The sequence below is a fragment of the Faecalimonas sp. genome (assembly GCA_029264305.1).
Lineage (GTDB): Bacteria > Bacillota > Clostridia > Lachnospirales > Lachnospiraceae > Faecalimonas.
In genome coordinates this window covers 17,114-32,581 of record JARICA010000018.1, presented here as the reverse complement: position 1 = coordinate 32,581, position 15,468 = coordinate 17,114, and the positions used below count along the sequence as shown (strand labels likewise).

The following is a 15,468-nucleotide window of genomic DNA, read 5'->3' as shown; positions in this document are numbered from 1 at the left end:
TCTTTTCTTTTGATTAACTAGAATAATTTTCCAAAAAACCATATACAGCCTCAAGATTTGGAAGTTTTTTTCCTTCTTTAATTTCTTTGACTAACTCTTTTGGAAGTTCTTCCATACGAATATTTGTATATTCAAATATAGTTTTTTTATCGCTTTGATATACAGCAATGAAGCCATTTAATTCTTGCAGATAATACGTATCTGATCGAAATGCTTCTCCGTCTGTTGTTACAGAAGTATGTTCTTTTTGTACTTCTTGCTTCAATCTCATTTTTGCATGATGATAGCTCATTTGATACGCTATTGTTAGTGCCAACAAACAAATAAATGTTGCAACTAGAAAATGAATACTGTATTTTTTTTTCATAGGACAACCCCTTTTTTATTTACAGTATTCACTTATCATTCATAATCTATACAAGTAGTGGAAGCATTTTTTCTAAAAGAATTCCTTCTCGCTTATCGTAAGAATGTTGATATGTTTCCGAAATACAAGCTTTCACAAATTGATGCGCTTGTATAATATTTTCTTTCAACGCTATATTTCTCATATAATTTCCTAAAACAACTCCATCGAACACATCCCCTGTTCCATGTATGTTATTTAACTCACATTCAAGAAATAAACAATCCTTTCTTCCATTCTCACTGTATAAAATCCCTATTTTTTCTCCAGAAGCTACGCTTGTAATCACCATATCTTTAGCACCAAATTGTGCTAATCTCTCACATATTTTATTTAAATAATCTAAACTCGGATTTTCTTTATATTCCATTTCAGAAAGAAAGCAAGCCTCTGTGTAATTAGGCAAAATCAAATCGGAAATAGGTAGTAGTGCCTTTAATGCTTGTAAATAACTAAGATCAAAGTTTCTGTAAAACTTTCCATTATCTCCCATAATTGTATCTGTCACAATTCTCGCTTCTGGAAACTCTTCAATAAAATCTAACACACCATTTATCATATCTGAATTTCCTAGATATCCTACAAAAATAACATCAAATTTCACATTCTGACTTTTATAATGTTTTGCACATTGCCTCAAGTAATCTGGAGAAATCGGACAGATCGCCGGTTCTCCATATCCTCCTGTATGTGTAGATAATAACATGGTGGGAATTAGACAAACTTCTATTCCCATTGTATGTAAAATAGGAATCATATTCATAGCTCCCGCTTTACCTACAGTACATATATCATGAAGTAATACTACTTTTTTTACTGGTTTCATTTACACTTCCTCTTCTCTTAAAAGATGAAATTTTCTCAATAATTTTGCTATTTTTCTTCCTTTTGGCATGGAAAGAATTTCATTTTCTGTAAGTCCTCCAAGTAAAAGAAGCGCTAAAGAATATACTACTATTGCTACACATACAGAAATAATCGTCGCTACTTTTTCTGGCATAATATTCGAAAATCCTACTTGAATAATAAATGCAACCAATCCCATGATAATTGATGCAATTAATGGAAGAATAAATGTTTTATAATATTCTTGATGATAACCAATTGCCTTTTTTAAAGCGTGACCATTTAAAATACACATACTAAGTGAAAATACAATTGTACTTCCTATAACTGCAAAAATATTCATTTTAAATACAACAAGCATGATAAAAAGTGAAATCAAATGAATCACAAGGGAAATTGTTGCATTTTTAATCGGAGTCGTCATACGATCAATCCCCTGTAACATAGCATTTGTTATTGTTGATAATGAATAAAATGCTATGGTTATTGCGCCTGTTATTAATAAAAGAGCTGGCGTTGAATTATTCCCATTAAATAATAAATTCATAATTGGCTTAGCCAATACCATATATCCGATTGTACTTGGAATAGATATAAGCATGGAAAAACGTGTTGCTAAATGAATTTTACTATGAACCAATCTCTTATCTCCTAAAGTCATAGCAGCAGTCAAACTTGGAATAACTGATACACCTATAGCATTCGCTATCGCAAGTGGTACATTAACAAGCGTGTTGAATTTCCCTGTATACATTCCCCACAACGTTTCATATTTTTCCTTTGTCATTCCTTGCGCAGACATTACATTACTAAAGATGCCCGCATCCAAAATTTTTGTACTCTGATATACTGCCGTACTTAAAATTACTGGAAGTATTGTCATTAATAGAATAGGAAAAATTGTTCCGTATTCTTCTTGATATGTTGTATGATCACGTCTTAATTGTTTCTTTATAACTTTTCTATAAACAAATAAAACAAAAAGTAAAAACAATAATCCAAAAACTGCCCCAATAAATGTACCAAGCGTACCACCTGCTGCCGAATAAGCCGGCCCTAAATTTCCTTTTCCGTTTGCTTCAACAACCTTTTTTCCAAATTCAAATAAATAACTTGCACCTACAACACTAACAATTGCATTAACTATTTGCTCTAAAATTTGTGATACAGCAGTAGGAATCATTGTTCCTAATCCTTGGAAGTATCCTCTTACAACACCCATAATCGCTACCACAAGAAGACAAGGTGCAAGAACTCTAAGTGCATATTGACTTGGTCCCATTGCCATAATCTTTGTGGCAATAAAATCTGCTCCAAAAAACACAATTAAACCAACTACAGATCCAGACACTAAACCAAAAACAAGTGCTGATTTAAATACTTTAAAAGCATTTCTTCTTTCGCCTTTTGACACCCTTGCCGATACCAATTTTGAAACGGCTAGCGGAAGACTATATGAAGTCAAAAGAAGCGCTAATGAATAAATCTCAAAGGCAATGCCATAATATGCCTGCCCTTGATCCCCCATAATATTAATGAGCGGAATTCGATAAATAACCCCTATGATTTTCGTAATAATTCCAGCAAAGGCTAAAATCATCCCTTGAACAAGAAATGCTCCCTCATTTTTTTTCCCTTTTGTTTCCATGTATTATACCTCACTTAAGTTATCGTGTTATTCCTAATTGTTCTAAAATTTCCTTTTGTTTCTTTTCCATTTCCAAACGTTCTTGTTCTTCCATGTGATCATAACCAAGTAAGTGTAACATACTATGTGCAATTAGAAAAGCATATTCTCTTTTTATTGTATGTCCGTATTCTTCTGCTTGTGCAATCACTTTTTCTTTTGAAATAACAATATCACCAAGCATCATTTCTCCTGTATCACAATTAAAATAACTATCATCTTCCTCCAAAAAATCAAAATCTCCAATTGTTTCAAAATCAATCATCGGAAAAGATAACACATCTGTTGCTTTATCTATTTGTCTAAACTCTGCATTCATCTCTTGAATCTCCTTATTCATTGTCAAAAGTAAATTCACTTCTGCTTCATAAGGACAATTCTCGTAATCTAATACGCCTTCCACAACTGTATTTGCAATTTCCTTACAATCCAGTTCTAGTTTCAGTTCGCCTTCCTCTTCAAAATATACTGTCATTATTTTCTCCTTTTTTCTTGTGTAGATGTTTTTTTCTTCTCAAATTCCTCATATGCTTTGACAATTTTTTGAACCAATGGATGTCTTACAACATCTTTACTTGTCAAATTGCAAATAGAAATATCGTCTATATTTTTCAAGACTTTCCTTGCAATATCTAATCCGGAAGTTGTTCCAGAAGGCAAATCTTTCTGTGTAGCATCTCCTGTCACAACAACTTTGGATCCAAAACCAATTCTTGTTAAAAACATTTTCATTTGAGCAGGTGTTGTATTTTGTGCTTCATCTAAAATGATAAACGCATTGTCAAGTGTTCTACCTCTCATGTAAGCAAGTGGAGCAACTTCAATCAGCCCTTTTTCTGAATTTTTAATAAATGATTCTGCCCCCATAATCTGATATAAAGCATCATATAGTGGTCGTAAATAAGGATCGATTTTACTCTGTAAATCACCAGGCAAAAATCCCAGTTTTTCTCCTGCCTCAATTGCTGGACGAGTTAAAATAATACGCCCAACTTCATTATTTTTAAATGCGGTAATTGCCATAGCCATTGCCAAATATGTTTTCCCTGTTCCTGCCGGACCAAGACCAAACGTAATCATCTGCTTTTTAATTGCATCTACATACTTTTTCTGGCCTAACGTTTTAGGTTTAATCGGTTTCCCTTGCAATGTATGACAAATAATTTCTTTATCAATTTGTAAAAGTCCATCCCTATTATCTTCAAAAGCAAGAGAAAGAGCATAATCTACATTTTGCTCTTGAATAACGTTTCCCCGTTTTGACAATTCGAGCAATTGAAAAAGAACATTTTCTGCCTTTTCAACATAAGATGCTTCTCCTAATATTTTCACTTCTCCGTTTCTTGCAATCAATGTTACATGTAAGGTACGCTCAATCTTTTTTGCAAATTTATCAAATTCTCCAAAGACATTTTTCTCATGCTCTGCGGAAACTTCTATACTTTTTTCGAGTAGTCCCATTTAATCAACTCCTTTTGATTCCTTTTCTTTTATCTGAACGATAGTTGTATCTTTTCTCATGTTCTCAGATTTAATCAAAATCAGTTTACCATATACTTTAGCTGTTTTTGACCCTTTGTATATTTTAACATCTTTTTCAATTATTTCTACCCCCTTTTCTTCCAAATCTTTACAGAAGTTTTGAAAATTTTTACTTAGCATTTTCCGAATTTCTTTATCGTTTCTTTTTTTCTTCTGCAATACATATTCTTTTATATTCTTTTTTCCATATGTTATGGGAAAATAAAAATGTTCTCCAAGTTTTAATTTTTTTTCGTTTGAATAAACTTCTTTATGCTTAAATTTATTCTGTAAAAGGCCAAAATCAAACGAATATTTTCCCACCCTGAAAAAAATTTGTTTTCTTTCTTTACCTGTATACTTTTTTTTCATATACTCTATAGGAATTTCCGATTGATACGGAACGGATATTTTTAATCGTACATCTGCATCAGCAGATTGATAACGATACTCGACAACTTCTTTTGCATCATTTTTAATTGAAACCCTTCCTCTAACAAGAATCGTACCCTTTTTCACCCGATCTCCTTTAGAAACAAGAGGTTCCCCTGAACGAGTAATCATTTCTACAATTTCTCCATCCTCCGAAGCAACTAAATCTGTGACTTTTTTCTCTTTACCTTTCTGTTGTGAAATGGTATCTGAATTTTCTTTCACTTGAATCATCAAACGACTTCCTTGTATAGAGACAGACACCCATATAATATCATCAAATTCTTTTCGAATATCTTTTGCAATTCTCTCACAATTCAGTTTTGACTTTGGCATCCCATGATATACATGATTTGTCTCTAAAAATTCCAAAATCATTTCATCTGTTTGTGAATAGTTCCCTTCTATATGAATGTTCCATATCATCGTAGAAAAGAAATATATAGATAAAATACATCCTACTGCCCCAATGAAAAAAACTTTTCGTTTTCTATATTTATGTAAAAAAAAAGGAAGACCATATCGATTTAAAATCACAACTTTTGTCTTCGTTTTCTTTAAAATAGGTTTCAATTTTCTAAAGCCGCTTATACTAATAAACATTACATAATCGTGCATACACGGAGTTAATCCCCACAAATAAATATGATGATGACGACATAAATTTAAAAATCGTTCTGGGGAATAACCAACAATTTTTATTCGCAAATACCCTTTTATATATCGAATGATAGAAAGTAGCACACATTTGCCTCCTTTAAGCATATTCAATCGTTTTGATATGACCTATTATTTTCATTTCATCATTGGTATAATATTCGATTTGCATATTTTTGCCTATGACTTTTATCTGCCCAATTTTGCTACGGATACGTATCATTGTATCCGTATATTCTAAAATTCCTTTATAATTCTCAACATAAACTTCTAATTGACCTGTCATTGTTATAATCGGAACGCCAAGTATAACATCCTTGGGAAGATTTGTCGCAAAAGTCATTTTCTTTTTCAAAGACTCTTTCATCATAAATTCCACATATATAGATTTATAGTAATATATGTATATCAGAAAAATTTATTACTGAATAATTCGATTCGCTTCTTTTTGCGTTAAATATCCAAATTCAATCATTTTCTGAATAACTTGACGTTGACGCTGTTTCGCCAAGGTTGGATTTACATCAAGGGAATATACAGACGGTGCATTTGGAATTCCTGCCAACAAAGTAGCTTCATAGTTTGTCATATCTTTTGGAAGTTTTCCAAAATACGTCAAACTAGCATCTTTTACACAATAGCAATTATTTCCAAAATATATTGAATTTACATATAACTCCAATATTTCATCTTTTGTATATTTTTTCTCCATTTCTATTGCTACAAATACTTCTGCCACTTTACGAACAAATTTCTTCTCCTGTGTGAAATAAAGATTTTTAGCTAACTGCTGGGTAATCGTACTTCCGCCTTCTACTAGAGACATTGCCTGAATATCGTGAAGAGCCGCCCTTGCTGTTGCTAATAGATCAATACCTGGATGAGAATAGAATCTATGATCTTCGACCGAAATAATAGCATCCTTATAAATTTGTGGTAATTCATTCACAGGAGTGTACTGTTTCTTGCTCCGAATTTCTGCCACCTTATCATCAACACTCACTGTTTGTACAACATCTTTGTACATAGAATACCCACTATAAATCAAATAAGAACTGCTCCCAATGACTACTATAATGGTGCAAATAAGAATACTTTTTATGATTTTTCTTACTGTACGCATAAATATTTCTCCTTTTGAGTAAAACATCTCACTTAGAAACATTCTATCAAAAAAAATGTAAAAATGCTTTAGGATAATCTTAATTTTTTATAAGAATTGTATTTTTATATTTTTTATAATAAATAAATCCTACCAAATCTGCTAAAATCCAACCAATTGGAATAGCCCACCAAATTCCAATAACATCTATCCCCTTTACACTAGACAAAACGTAAGCAAGAATAACTCGTGTTCCAAGAGAAAGAATTGTCAGTATAATAGACATTTCCGGCTTCCCTAGTCCTCTGTATAATCCATAGAACATAAATAAGAATCCAATCATAAAATAAAACGGACTAACAATATGAATATAACGAACCCCTTCCTTAATTACTTCTACATTTTCAGCCGAAACAAAACATCCCATCAACTGTGTTGCAAAAATAAAAACAAATGTAGAAATAAAAAGACAACTGATTAAAATTAATTTTATCGCAGACTTTGTTCCTGTACTAATACGCTCCATTTTCCCAGCACCTCTATTTTGTGCCACATAGGTTGAAAATCCATTTCCAAAATCTTGCACAGGCATATAAGCAAAACTATCAATTTTAACTGCAATCGCAAATCCAGCCATAACAGTAATACCAAAACTATTCACCAATCCTTGCACCATCAAAATGCCTAAATTCATAATAGATTGTTGAACACTTGTCATTGCAGATTGATCTATTATCTTTTTAAATAGATTTTTCTTTATAACAAACATTTCCTTACGAAACTTCATTTCAGGAACATGCTTTAATGTATATATTGTAATTCCTATCGCAGAAACAATTTGGGCTATAATTGTTGCATATCCTGCCCCTTGTACTCCCATCTGAAACGGTACTACAAATAAATAATCTAATATGATGTTTAAAAAAGATGCAATAATAAGAAATACAAGAGGAATAAATGAATTTCCCATACTCCTTAAAACTGCTGCAAAATAATTATACAAAAAGACAAAAAACATACCTGCAAAAATAATCAATAGATACTCTTTTGTCATCGAAAAAATACTTTCCTCAATGTTTAAAAGTTGCAAAATTTCATCGACAAACCAAAAACTTATTCCATTAATCAAAATGGTAATTCCAAGAATGAATAGAAAAGATTGAAAAAAACTTTGTGATAACTGTTCTGTATCTTTTGCACTATAAAAATACGAAAAAACAACACTACTTCCCATACAAAGACCAATGATAATAGATGTTAAAAAAGTCATTGTCATATAAGAAGATCCTACAGCTGCCAGCGCATTCGCCCCGACATATTTTCCTACAATAAGAGTATCGACCAAATTGTAAAGTTGTTGAAATAGATTTCCTGCAATCAGGGGGAGTGAAAATAATACAATTGATTTCATTTCACTTCCTTTTGTTAAATCTATATTTTTTGTTTTCATTTTATCTAACTGTACTCAAACCTCTAATTTCGAGTCACTTGCCCTTTCTCTAATATATAGTTTAAAAGCTCTTGGCAGCCTTCAGAGACATCATTATATGTGATTTCAAAATTTCCTGTGTACCAAGGGTCAGCTATATCTCTTGGTGACGATGAAAAGTCTAGTAATTTGTGGATTTTATTATCTGCATCATTTCCAAAAATTTTCATCATATTTTTCATATTCCAAGAATCCATACCTAAAATATAGTCGTATTCTTCGTATTCTTTTTTTGTAACTTGCCTCGCACGGTGATCCCCACAAAAAATTCCTTTTTCTTTTAATTTCTGTTGTGTGCCATGATGGACTGGATTACCAATCTCTTCACGACTTGTGGCAGCAGAATCAATGTAAAACTCTTCTGCTAAGTTTGATTTTTCCACTAAATCTTTCATTACGTATTCCGCCATTGTCGAACGACAAATATTGCCGTGGCAGATGAATAATACTTTTATCATCTTCTTATATCTCCTTAAATCTTCTTAAAACCCTTTATTTACGGGCTTTTTGGGATTTCTGTTCTTTTCCTAATTTCTTATAAATTCTTATATTTTCTTATATTTCTTTGGTCTATTGGTCTACAAATTGGTCTATTTTTAAAATTCGTAGACCAGCACTTTTTTATCAGTTCAAGCCTACAATCTTGCGAGATTTATGTCTGTCTGATGTACCAGCTAAATGTAATCTCTCTAATTCGGCTCTTGCATCTGTAGCTCCAAGATGTGTGTAAGTGTTCATCGTTACACCAATATCACTATGCCCCATTAAATACTGTAAAGTCTTTGGATTCATTCCAGCCCTTGCCATATTACTGCAATAGGTATGTCTGCAGATATGAGGTGTAATCTTTGGTAACTGCACTCTATAGGTTCTGTTATATCTTCCAATTGCATAATGAAAATACTTCTCCCAATGCAACGCCACCATAGGTCTGTTGTTTTTATCGTAGAATAAAAACCCTGTATAACCATCAATGATTGGCTCTACCTTAGGATGCTTACGATTCGCAACTATTCTCTCAAGACACTCTCTAACCTCTTCTGTCATCGGAATATCTCTTGTACCAGAAGTTGTCTTTGTCTCCTCAATACTATATTGCATATCGCGTTTTCTCTGTAACTGATGAGTAATATGAAGCATGTTATTTTCAAAATCAATATCATGTACTGTCAAACCACAAAACTCACTTACTCGAAGTCCAGTTTTAAACAAAAGAAACATTCCATCATAATACTTATTATAATGACTATCTTCTTTAATAAACTTTAGAAATTTCCTTTCCTGTTCCTGTGTAATAGCTTCCCTTGTAACAGAGTCATTCACAACAACTGTAGCTAACTGAAACTCAAAAGGATTTCTAAGAAGCAAATCATCATCCACAGCCATCTGAAAAGCCGGTCTAAGAACGCCTCTGATTGAATGGATAGAACTATATCCCCTGCCATCCTTTTCCTGAAGTTTAATCAAAAACAGTTTAGCATCTGATAGTTTTACCTTATCAATTCGTTTTGCACTGAATTCTTCTTTCGCCAAAACATTTCGAACAAAATTATAATTTGCTGCAGTGTTATGGCGCACGCCTCTCTTTAAGCTAAGATATCGATCTACCAATTCCATTACTGTCATATCATTACTGCACACACCATTCAATACTTCCTTCTGAATAATCTGTTCTTTTTCTCGCAATGATAAATCTGGTTTTTTACCTGCAGGAAATGGATCTGTACTGGTTAATCTCCAACTATAAACAGATTTTCTCTTTCCATTGGAATCTGTATAACGATATTTGTATCTTCCATTTTGTTCCTGAACTTCTCCTTCCCAAAGAAGTCGCTTTTTATTGTCACGTCTCTTTTCGCTCATATTGCTCCTTTCCAAGAGCCATGACTCGTTCATACTGTTAGTATATCACGACCAGACCCTAAGTTGTACTAAAATTTTCCCTAGATGGTTTCCAATTCATCAACAAATCGCTCGAATTTTTCTCTTTTAATCAAAGCTCTGCTACCATTCCAGAGCAGATAGTCCGCTGATTTATTTTCGTTAATTAAACTTCTCAGTTTATTTTCTCCAATACGGAAATACACTGCAGCTTCCTCAACTGACAATGTATATTTCTTCCAAATTGGAATTTCATAAATATTTTCCATACTGTGCTATCCTCCATCTTTATGTAGTTAACTTATCCAGACCATACACAATCCCACACATTGCATATGGTCTGGTAATCATCTGAGAGAATTCCCCTCTCACTATTTAGATGTGGACAGCTTTCTGCCATTTGCTGAATAACTTTTTAAATCTTTTTATAATTTCTTATTACTCCTCAAATCCCTGGCGAAGCTGCTCTAAAAGTTTCTTTCTCTTGTACTGCATCTGATTACGTTGAAGACCATACTTCTCACAGATACGTTTCTCCAAATCCTTTTCTCCAGAGAAACAATCATATAAGAACTCTTTGTCCACTGGATCAAGCTCTGACATCAGTTCTCCTAAACGCTGAAGCTCCCAATTATGGATGAAATCTTCTTCAATATTTGCTCTTGGATCTGCAATCTCACAGTCAAAACCATCGCCATCACTTGCAATAATGGATAAAGATACTGAAGAAAAGCCTAGCTTATCTTTTCTCTTATTTTCTCTGCTAAGACGTTTGTAATCAGCGTCAAACTCTCTACGTAATGCCTGGATATCCTCCTCTCTCATTCCTGCTTCTTTGCATGCCATTTCGTACTTGTAATTCATGTGTGTTTTCCTCACTTCCGTTTTTTGTCCGGAAGAGTCAGCACACCAGAAAGTAAAAAAGGGCATAAAAATAGCCCTGCACCCAATTAAGGGCACATGGCTAAAACTATTCTTTATTCATTTTTAGTATGCTGCTCTCCCAGCATACCAATCATAACTGATACAAGGTCGGACTTTCAGTAGGATACCCGTCGTACCCTTATCGTAAATCCGTCGGAAGTTTGTCGGACTTAAGTCGTACTCATCACCACCAGGCTTTCATCAGGTTCCTCCTGTAGAAATTCCTTCACCTTAGGCAATTCTGCTCCCCAAAGAGCAAGGCCAAACACCATAATGGCTTCTTTCTTTTTGTCGTAATAGCGACTTCGTTCAAGATTCAGCATCTCCAACATCTCACTTTCTTTACATTTGTTTTTCCATAGATAGGCCTTATTAAGAATGTCATAAAACAGATTCCCGCCATCAGGGAACTCATACACCCTGCTCATAGCTCCTTCCACCATCTCCATCATCCATCTTGATTCAAATAAAGACTGGATTCTGGCCTCAAAACGAGCTTTCTGCTCATCTGGTGCAAAGGTCTCTAAATAAATAAGTGCTCCATCTACATCCGATCCACAATAACAGCATATGTCCTCTGATACTGCTTCCGCACGACCAACAGTGGACCAACAAACACGGCGATAGATACTTAAAAGCATCTTTGCCTTCTGATATAATGCCTCTTCATTGATGTCCTGCATTTCACACATGGAATGAATTGCTTTCCATGCCCCTGTATTCTTTCTGCTCATATATAACAAACTCCCTTCGTAAAAGTTCTAATTATTTCATCCATTACGCTTTCAGGTAAAGGGAAAGAAACCTGTAAAGCGCTCTATAAATAAAGCACATTCTCATCTGTCCTATAAGCAGTTTCCTCCTCTGCCCAAACAAGATGCTTCATTATACATTCTTATATGCAACTTTCGGCAAGTTTCTGTTGACTTATTCAGCAACTCTCGCTATAATTTGCTTATAGTTTCTAACACTTGCTCATATTTGCTGATTCGAATTATAGCAACTGTTGGCAAGTGTGTCAATAGATTGTCGCAACTATCGGCAATTCTTTACAAAATTTGATTGGAGGAATGGTTATGAAGAGCTTTCGAGACAAAGTAATTGAACACCGGGCAGCCCTAGGACTTTCACAGCAACAATTGGCTGATAAAGCCGGAATTGGTGTCCGCACTATCGGTAACTATGAATCAGGAGCACGTTTACCATATGCTGCACAGCTCTATAAATTAGCTAAAGCACTTGGCGTTTCTACTGAATACTTAAAAAATGATGAAATTGAAGATCCAAGCTATGGATTAGATCGTATGGATTATGTTGAAGAAATGCGTGCTACTACTGGCACTAAAGATTCTCAGAATTTAGAAGAAATGTTAAAGGCAAATAAAGAGATGTTTGCCGGTGGTACTGTTAGTGAAGAAGCTAAAGATGCTTACTTCCGCGCTCTTATGGATGCATATTATGAATGTAAGCTTGCTGCTAAAGAAACTTACGGTCGTAAAAAAGATTAATCGAGAGAGTTTTTTCGCCACATAGATTTGGTAGCATATACTTGTACTAGACTATAACCCGAGGGGAGGGAATCAACCTTGAAGATTGAATATATTATTGATCAGGTCAAAAAGACCGTTAAGAAGTATGATGAGACTGATCCTATTCGCCTTGCAGATGCTATGAAGATCATTGTCAATTATAAACCTATGGGCACCGACGAAGGATGCATCAAAGGATTTTTTATAATTGCCAAACGCATGAAGCACATCACTATCAACAGCGATTTACCAGAAGAACTTCAGAAAGTTATCCTAGCTCACGAAATTGGCCATGCTGTTCTACATAAAGAAGAGGCACAGGTTGCAGCTTTTCACGAGCTAATGCTTTTTGACGGCGTAAATCACAAGGAATATGAAGCAAATATCTTCGCATCAGAACTACTGCTATCCAATGAGGACGTCATGAATGCCATCAACGAGGACCAGTTCTTCTTTGATGCTGCAAGACAACTCTGTGTTCCACCAGAAATGCTGGATTTCAAGTTCCGCATTATGAAAAAACAGGGCTTTAAAGTAGAGTCACCCATCATAGCAAATGGTGACTTCTTAAAGCATGCGGAGCGAATGTCCGCAAATTACCATGAAAGTTAGGAGTGACATCTCATGATACAGACCTACGATTCCTGCAGATATACTTTTAAAGCCGCAGTCACGGACCGATGCCCTGACTGTGGCAAATACTCCGTACGCCCAGCCACAGAGGCTGAGCAGGCGGAATATTGGAAGGTTCAAGAAGAATTTAAGCAAAACACTTTATATCCTACATACTTATAATTCGGATGATATTCTTTCAATTTCATAATCTGTTAAATCTTTACAAATTGTATCTTTGTGTTCTTTGATGTATGCGACAATCTCTTCATCCGATAAATCACTAGGAATCATCTGCTGAATTTTAAGAATTGTTGTATTTGGTATCCCATATTCAATTAGTATTGACAAACGTTCTGGTACAAAATCGTTTTCAAGCTGTTGTACATAAAAACTATATGAGCCTGCTTTAATTCCATGTTTTTCACAGACATATCGTTGTATACTATCTACAACACGAAATGCTTTTGGAACTTTATACTGAAACCAATGTTTATACACATGAAAAGCCTCTTCAATTGCAGCATCTATAAGTGCCATATTTTCTTCATCAGAGGGCTTTGTCTTTCTGTTTTTTAATTTATAGTTATACTTAGATTTAACAATTGACATTATTGTCTTTTTTTCTCTATAAGTATTTAAAAGAAAAGTCAATTGTTTTATAGATATCACACCATGTTCGTTTTTGAAATCAAATATATTCTCATCAGCTAGCGAAAGTATATAAACCATAGCATTATAACTTGGCATTTGTGTCCAAGTTATTAATTTTTGCTTAGTTAGAATATCTCTTTCAAGTGCATAGTAGATACTCATTTGACCATTAATATTTGTTCCATTCTGTTTCAAAATAGATAATAGGTCTGGTGGTATTTGATTCAATTGCTCAAATCTATCTTTTACCTGTGGTTGCACATCTTCCTCGTCAATATTAACTAGAATCTCATCCGTCAAAATATTTTTATCTTGTTCAATAAATGGAATATCAACTATTAATTCATTTTTCTTTGGCTCAGGAACAAAACTAAATACATTTCCAACATAATGTTCCATCATTCGACCAGCACGCCCCTTAATATTACTGTAATCGAAATAATCTATACTCTTATTTCCTTTTCTTTCATCAAAGATAACAACATTCTTTGCACTTGTATTTACGCCTTCAATTATTGTTGATGTGCAAAAAATACAACGCAATTTACCAGTATTAAAATACTGAATCACTGAATTTCCAATATGTTTCTGCAAAGAACCATCATGAACAGCAATTCCATATTTTAATGTATCTACCAAACTCCATTTATCGGACACATTTTTAGTAATCCACTCAATTAATGGAAGGTTATTGGTACCCACAACATTTTTATCCTTTAAATACAACAAGTAATTACGGGCTATTTTTCTCGCTCTCGAAGGTGATTTACAGTACACAATAGTTTGTGTTGTTTCTAGACTATCAAGTAGCTCGAATAAAAGCTGCTGTTTTTGCTCATCTTGTTTTCTCGAAGAAACTGTTGTATCAATTTTCGAAGAAATATCCGAAACACGACATCCTACTAAGGAAAAACTAGTTTTAAAGAATATAGCGTCATATTTTTCTTCGAATCCTTTAGTTATTCCACCGATATTAGGCCCTAAAAGATAAAATTGCGGTTTTCCATATCTCATCACCTTTAAAAAAGCATTGTTTAAAGTGTCTGCTCTATCATCAATTCTTTTTAAGCTCAATTTATAAAACTCATCTATTATTAACAAATCAATTTGAGGGAGATTATCATACTCCATTACTCGCTCTGCAGTTAATAGGAATAGATTTCCTTTATTATCTTCTGACGGTGTTTGTGCAGTTCTTACCACTATCTTATAATCACTGGAATACTTTTTTAATTTTATTCGTGTCTCATCAAGCAATGCTAAAGTTGGTTGAATAACCACAATGTTCTTATACTGATTAGATGCAACTAGCTCTTCTATTAAGAGACTCTTGCCAAAACTCGTAGGTGCACTAGCAACTACATTCTTACCAGATTTCAATAGCTCTGATAGTCTTTTCTGATCTTTGTGTAAGATTAAATTTTCCAAATATGATGACGAAAACGAGTAATATCTTATCTGATCCGCCAAACTTGTTAATGATAAGTTCTCTTCTCTGTTTATGTATGGATAGAATCCTGCTGATTCAATAATATCAGACCAAATCTCATATGTTTCATCAGGTAAATCATCTAATCTGTCTAATATAAACACAATATTTTTTTGTGCATCTTGAATTGACTCTTCATCTCCAGCACCAAGCAATTGAGCACATTTAGTCGCAAATCGAAAACTGTCTTCATATGTAATTGTTTTTAACGATTCCAATTCATCAATTATATTTTCCAT

Annotated in this window: 17 protein-coding genes; 2 read left to right on the top strand and 15 right to left on the bottom strand. The window is 33.8% G+C overall.

What is annotated here, in order from left to right; all coding sequences use genetic code 11:
- Nucleotides 1-13 precede the first annotated feature (13 nt).
- From ACY2U7_RS05670 to ACY2U7_RS05605, 14 genes are all read right to left on the bottom strand, one after another.
- On the bottom strand, nucleotides 14-367 hold the full coding sequence (locus ACY2U7_RS05670) for a hypothetical protein (protein WP_461812731.1): 354 nt from the start codon (nucleotides 365-367) through the stop codon (nucleotides 14-16).
- Nucleotides 368-413: 46 nt separating this feature from the next.
- The gene (locus tag ACY2U7_RS05665; protein ID WP_461812730.1) at nucleotides 414-1,232 is read right to left on the bottom strand and encodes a pyridoxamine kinase; all 819 of its coding nucleotides are present in this window, start codon (nucleotides 1,230-1,232) and stop codon (nucleotides 414-416) included.
- Nucleotides 1,233-2,900, bottom strand: a complete 1,668-nt coding sequence (locus tag ACY2U7_RS05660; protein ID WP_461812729.1) for a putative polysaccharide biosynthesis protein — start codon at nucleotides 2,898-2,900, stop codon at nucleotides 1,233-1,235. It lies immediately after the preceding gene.
- 19 nt (nucleotides 2,901-2,919) lie between these two features.
- A complete protein-coding gene (gene ybeY / locus ACY2U7_RS05655; protein ID WP_461812728.1) occupies nucleotides 2,920-3,414 on the bottom strand; it encodes an rRNA maturation RNase YbeY in 495 nt (164 codons plus the stop codon).
- Nucleotides 3,414-4,400, bottom strand: coding sequence for a PhoH family protein (locus ACY2U7_RS05650; RefSeq protein ID WP_461812727.1), 987 nt, complete (start codon nucleotides 4,398-4,400; stop codon nucleotides 3,414-3,416). Before ACY2U7_RS05650 ends, ybeY begins: the two co-directional genes overlap by 1 nt.
- A complete protein-coding gene (locus ACY2U7_RS05645) occupies nucleotides 4,401-5,636 on the bottom strand; it encodes a sporulation protein YqfD (RefSeq protein WP_461816040.1) in 1,236 nt (411 codons plus the stop codon).
- Between the two features lie 13 nt (nucleotides 5,637-5,649).
- Nucleotides 5,650-5,919, bottom strand: coding sequence for a sporulation protein YqfC (yqfC, locus tag ACY2U7_RS05640; protein ID WP_461816039.1), 270 nt, complete (start codon nucleotides 5,917-5,919; stop codon nucleotides 5,650-5,652).
- 51 nt (nucleotides 5,920-5,970) lie between these two features.
- Nucleotides 5,971-6,672, bottom strand: a complete 702-nt coding sequence (locus ACY2U7_RS05635; protein WP_461812725.1) for a transglycosylase domain-containing protein — start codon at nucleotides 6,670-6,672, stop codon at nucleotides 5,971-5,973.
- Nucleotides 6,673-6,751: 79 nt separating this feature from the next.
- Nucleotides 6,752-8,062 (bottom strand): MATE family efflux transporter, encoded by a 1,311-nt coding sequence (locus ACY2U7_RS05630; RefSeq protein ID WP_461812724.1) that lies wholly within the window; start codon nucleotides 8,060-8,062, stop codon nucleotides 6,752-6,754.
- Between the two features lie 62 nt (nucleotides 8,063-8,124).
- Nucleotides 8,125-8,598 (bottom strand): low molecular weight protein-tyrosine-phosphatase, encoded by a 474-nt coding sequence (locus ACY2U7_RS05625; RefSeq protein ID WP_461816038.1) that lies wholly within the window; start codon nucleotides 8,596-8,598, stop codon nucleotides 8,125-8,127.
- Between the two features lie 166 nt (nucleotides 8,599-8,764).
- Entirely contained in the window at nucleotides 8,765-10,003 is a 1,239-nt protein-coding gene (locus tag ACY2U7_RS05620; RefSeq protein ID WP_378961566.1) for a site-specific integrase, read from the bottom strand.
- An 80-nt stretch (nucleotides 10,004-10,083) separates the two neighbouring features.
- Nucleotides 10,084-10,290: an excisionase gene (locus ACY2U7_RS05615; RefSeq protein WP_071143948.1), complete on the bottom strand. Its 207-nt coding sequence runs from the start codon at nucleotides 10,288-10,290 to the stop codon at nucleotides 10,084-10,086.
- Between the two features lie 169 nt (nucleotides 10,291-10,459).
- Complete coding sequence (locus tag ACY2U7_RS05610; RefSeq protein ID WP_461816037.1) at nucleotides 10,460-10,885, bottom strand: hypothetical protein; 426 nt, start codon at nucleotides 10,883-10,885, stop codon at nucleotides 10,460-10,462.
- A gap of 230 nt (nucleotides 10,886-11,115) precedes the next feature.
- Nucleotides 11,116-11,679: a hypothetical protein gene (locus ACY2U7_RS05605; RefSeq protein WP_461816036.1), complete on the bottom strand. Its 564-nt coding sequence runs from the start codon at nucleotides 11,677-11,679 to the stop codon at nucleotides 11,116-11,118.
- A 342-nt stretch (nucleotides 11,680-12,021) separates the two neighbouring features.
- Here ACY2U7_RS05605 and ACY2U7_RS05600 point away from each other — a divergent pair, with 342 nt between their 5' ends.
- Both ACY2U7_RS05600 and ACY2U7_RS05595 read left to right on the top strand, forming a co-directional pair.
- Nucleotides 12,022-12,453 (top strand): helix-turn-helix domain-containing protein, encoded by a 432-nt coding sequence (locus ACY2U7_RS05600; protein ID WP_461816035.1) that lies wholly within the window; start codon nucleotides 12,022-12,024, stop codon nucleotides 12,451-12,453.
- Nucleotides 12,454-12,531: 78 nt separating this feature from the next.
- Entirely contained in the window at nucleotides 12,532-13,086 is a 555-nt protein-coding gene (locus ACY2U7_RS05595) for an ImmA/IrrE family metallo-endopeptidase (RefSeq protein WP_461816034.1), read from the top strand.
- A gap of 177 nt (nucleotides 13,087-13,263) precedes the next feature.
- Here the strand turns inward: ACY2U7_RS05595 and ACY2U7_RS05590 are convergent, their stop codons facing one another.
- Nucleotides 13,264-15,468, bottom strand: a complete 2,205-nt coding sequence (locus ACY2U7_RS05590; protein ID WP_461816033.1) for a DEAD/DEAH box helicase — start codon at nucleotides 15,466-15,468, stop codon at nucleotides 13,264-13,266.

Coding starts and splice junctions, on each gene's coding strand:
- ACY2U7_RS05670 (WP_461812731.1), bottom strand. CDS start 367: ATGAAAAAAAAATACAGTATTCATTTTCTAGTTGCAACATTTATTTGT.
- ACY2U7_RS05665 (WP_461812730.1), bottom strand. CDS start 1,232: ATGAAACCAGTAAAAAAAGTAGTATTACTTCATGATATATGTACTGTA.
- ACY2U7_RS05660 (WP_461812729.1), bottom strand. CDS start 2,900: ATGGAAACAAAAGGGAAAAAAAATGAGGGAGCATTTCTTGTTCAAGGG.
- ybeY (WP_461812728.1), bottom strand. CDS start 3,414: ATGACAGTATATTTTGAAGAGGAAGGCGAACTGAAACTAGAACTGGAT.
- ACY2U7_RS05650 (WP_461812727.1), bottom strand. CDS start 4,400: ATGGGACTACTCGAAAAAAGTATAGAAGTTTCCGCAGAGCATGAGAAA.
- yqfC (WP_461816039.1), bottom strand. CDS start 5,919: ATGATGAAAGAGTCTTTGAAAAAGAAAATGACTTTTGCGACAAATCTT.
- ACY2U7_RS05635 (WP_461812725.1), bottom strand. CDS start 6,672: ATGCGTACAGTAAGAAAAATCATAAAAAGTATTCTTATTTGCACCATT.
- ACY2U7_RS05630 (WP_461812724.1), bottom strand. CDS start 8,062: ATGAAATCAATTGTATTATTTTCACTCCCCCTGATTGCAGGAAATCTA.
- ACY2U7_RS05625 (WP_461816038.1), bottom strand. CDS start 8,598: ATGATAAAAGTATTATTCATCTGCCACGGCAATATTTGTCGTTCGACA.
- ACY2U7_RS05620 (WP_378961566.1), bottom strand. CDS start 10,003: ATGAGCGAAAAGAGACGTGACAATAAAAAGCGACTTCTTTGGGAAGGA.
- ACY2U7_RS05615 (WP_071143948.1), bottom strand. CDS start 10,290: ATGGAAAATATTTATGAAATTCCAATTTGGAAGAAATATACATTGTCA.
- ACY2U7_RS05610 (WP_461816037.1), bottom strand. CDS start 10,885: ATGAATTACAAGTACGAAATGGCATGCAAAGAAGCAGGAATGAGAGAG.
- ACY2U7_RS05605 (WP_461816036.1), bottom strand. CDS start 11,679: ATGAGCAGAAAGAATACAGGGGCATGGAAAGCAATTCATTCCATGTGT.
- ACY2U7_RS05600 (WP_461816035.1), top strand. CDS start 12,022: ATGAAGAGCTTTCGAGACAAAGTAATTGAACACCGGGCAGCCCTAGGA.
- ACY2U7_RS05590 (WP_461816033.1), bottom strand. CDS start 15,468: ATGGAAAATATAATTGATGAATTGGAATCGTTAAAAACAATTACATAT.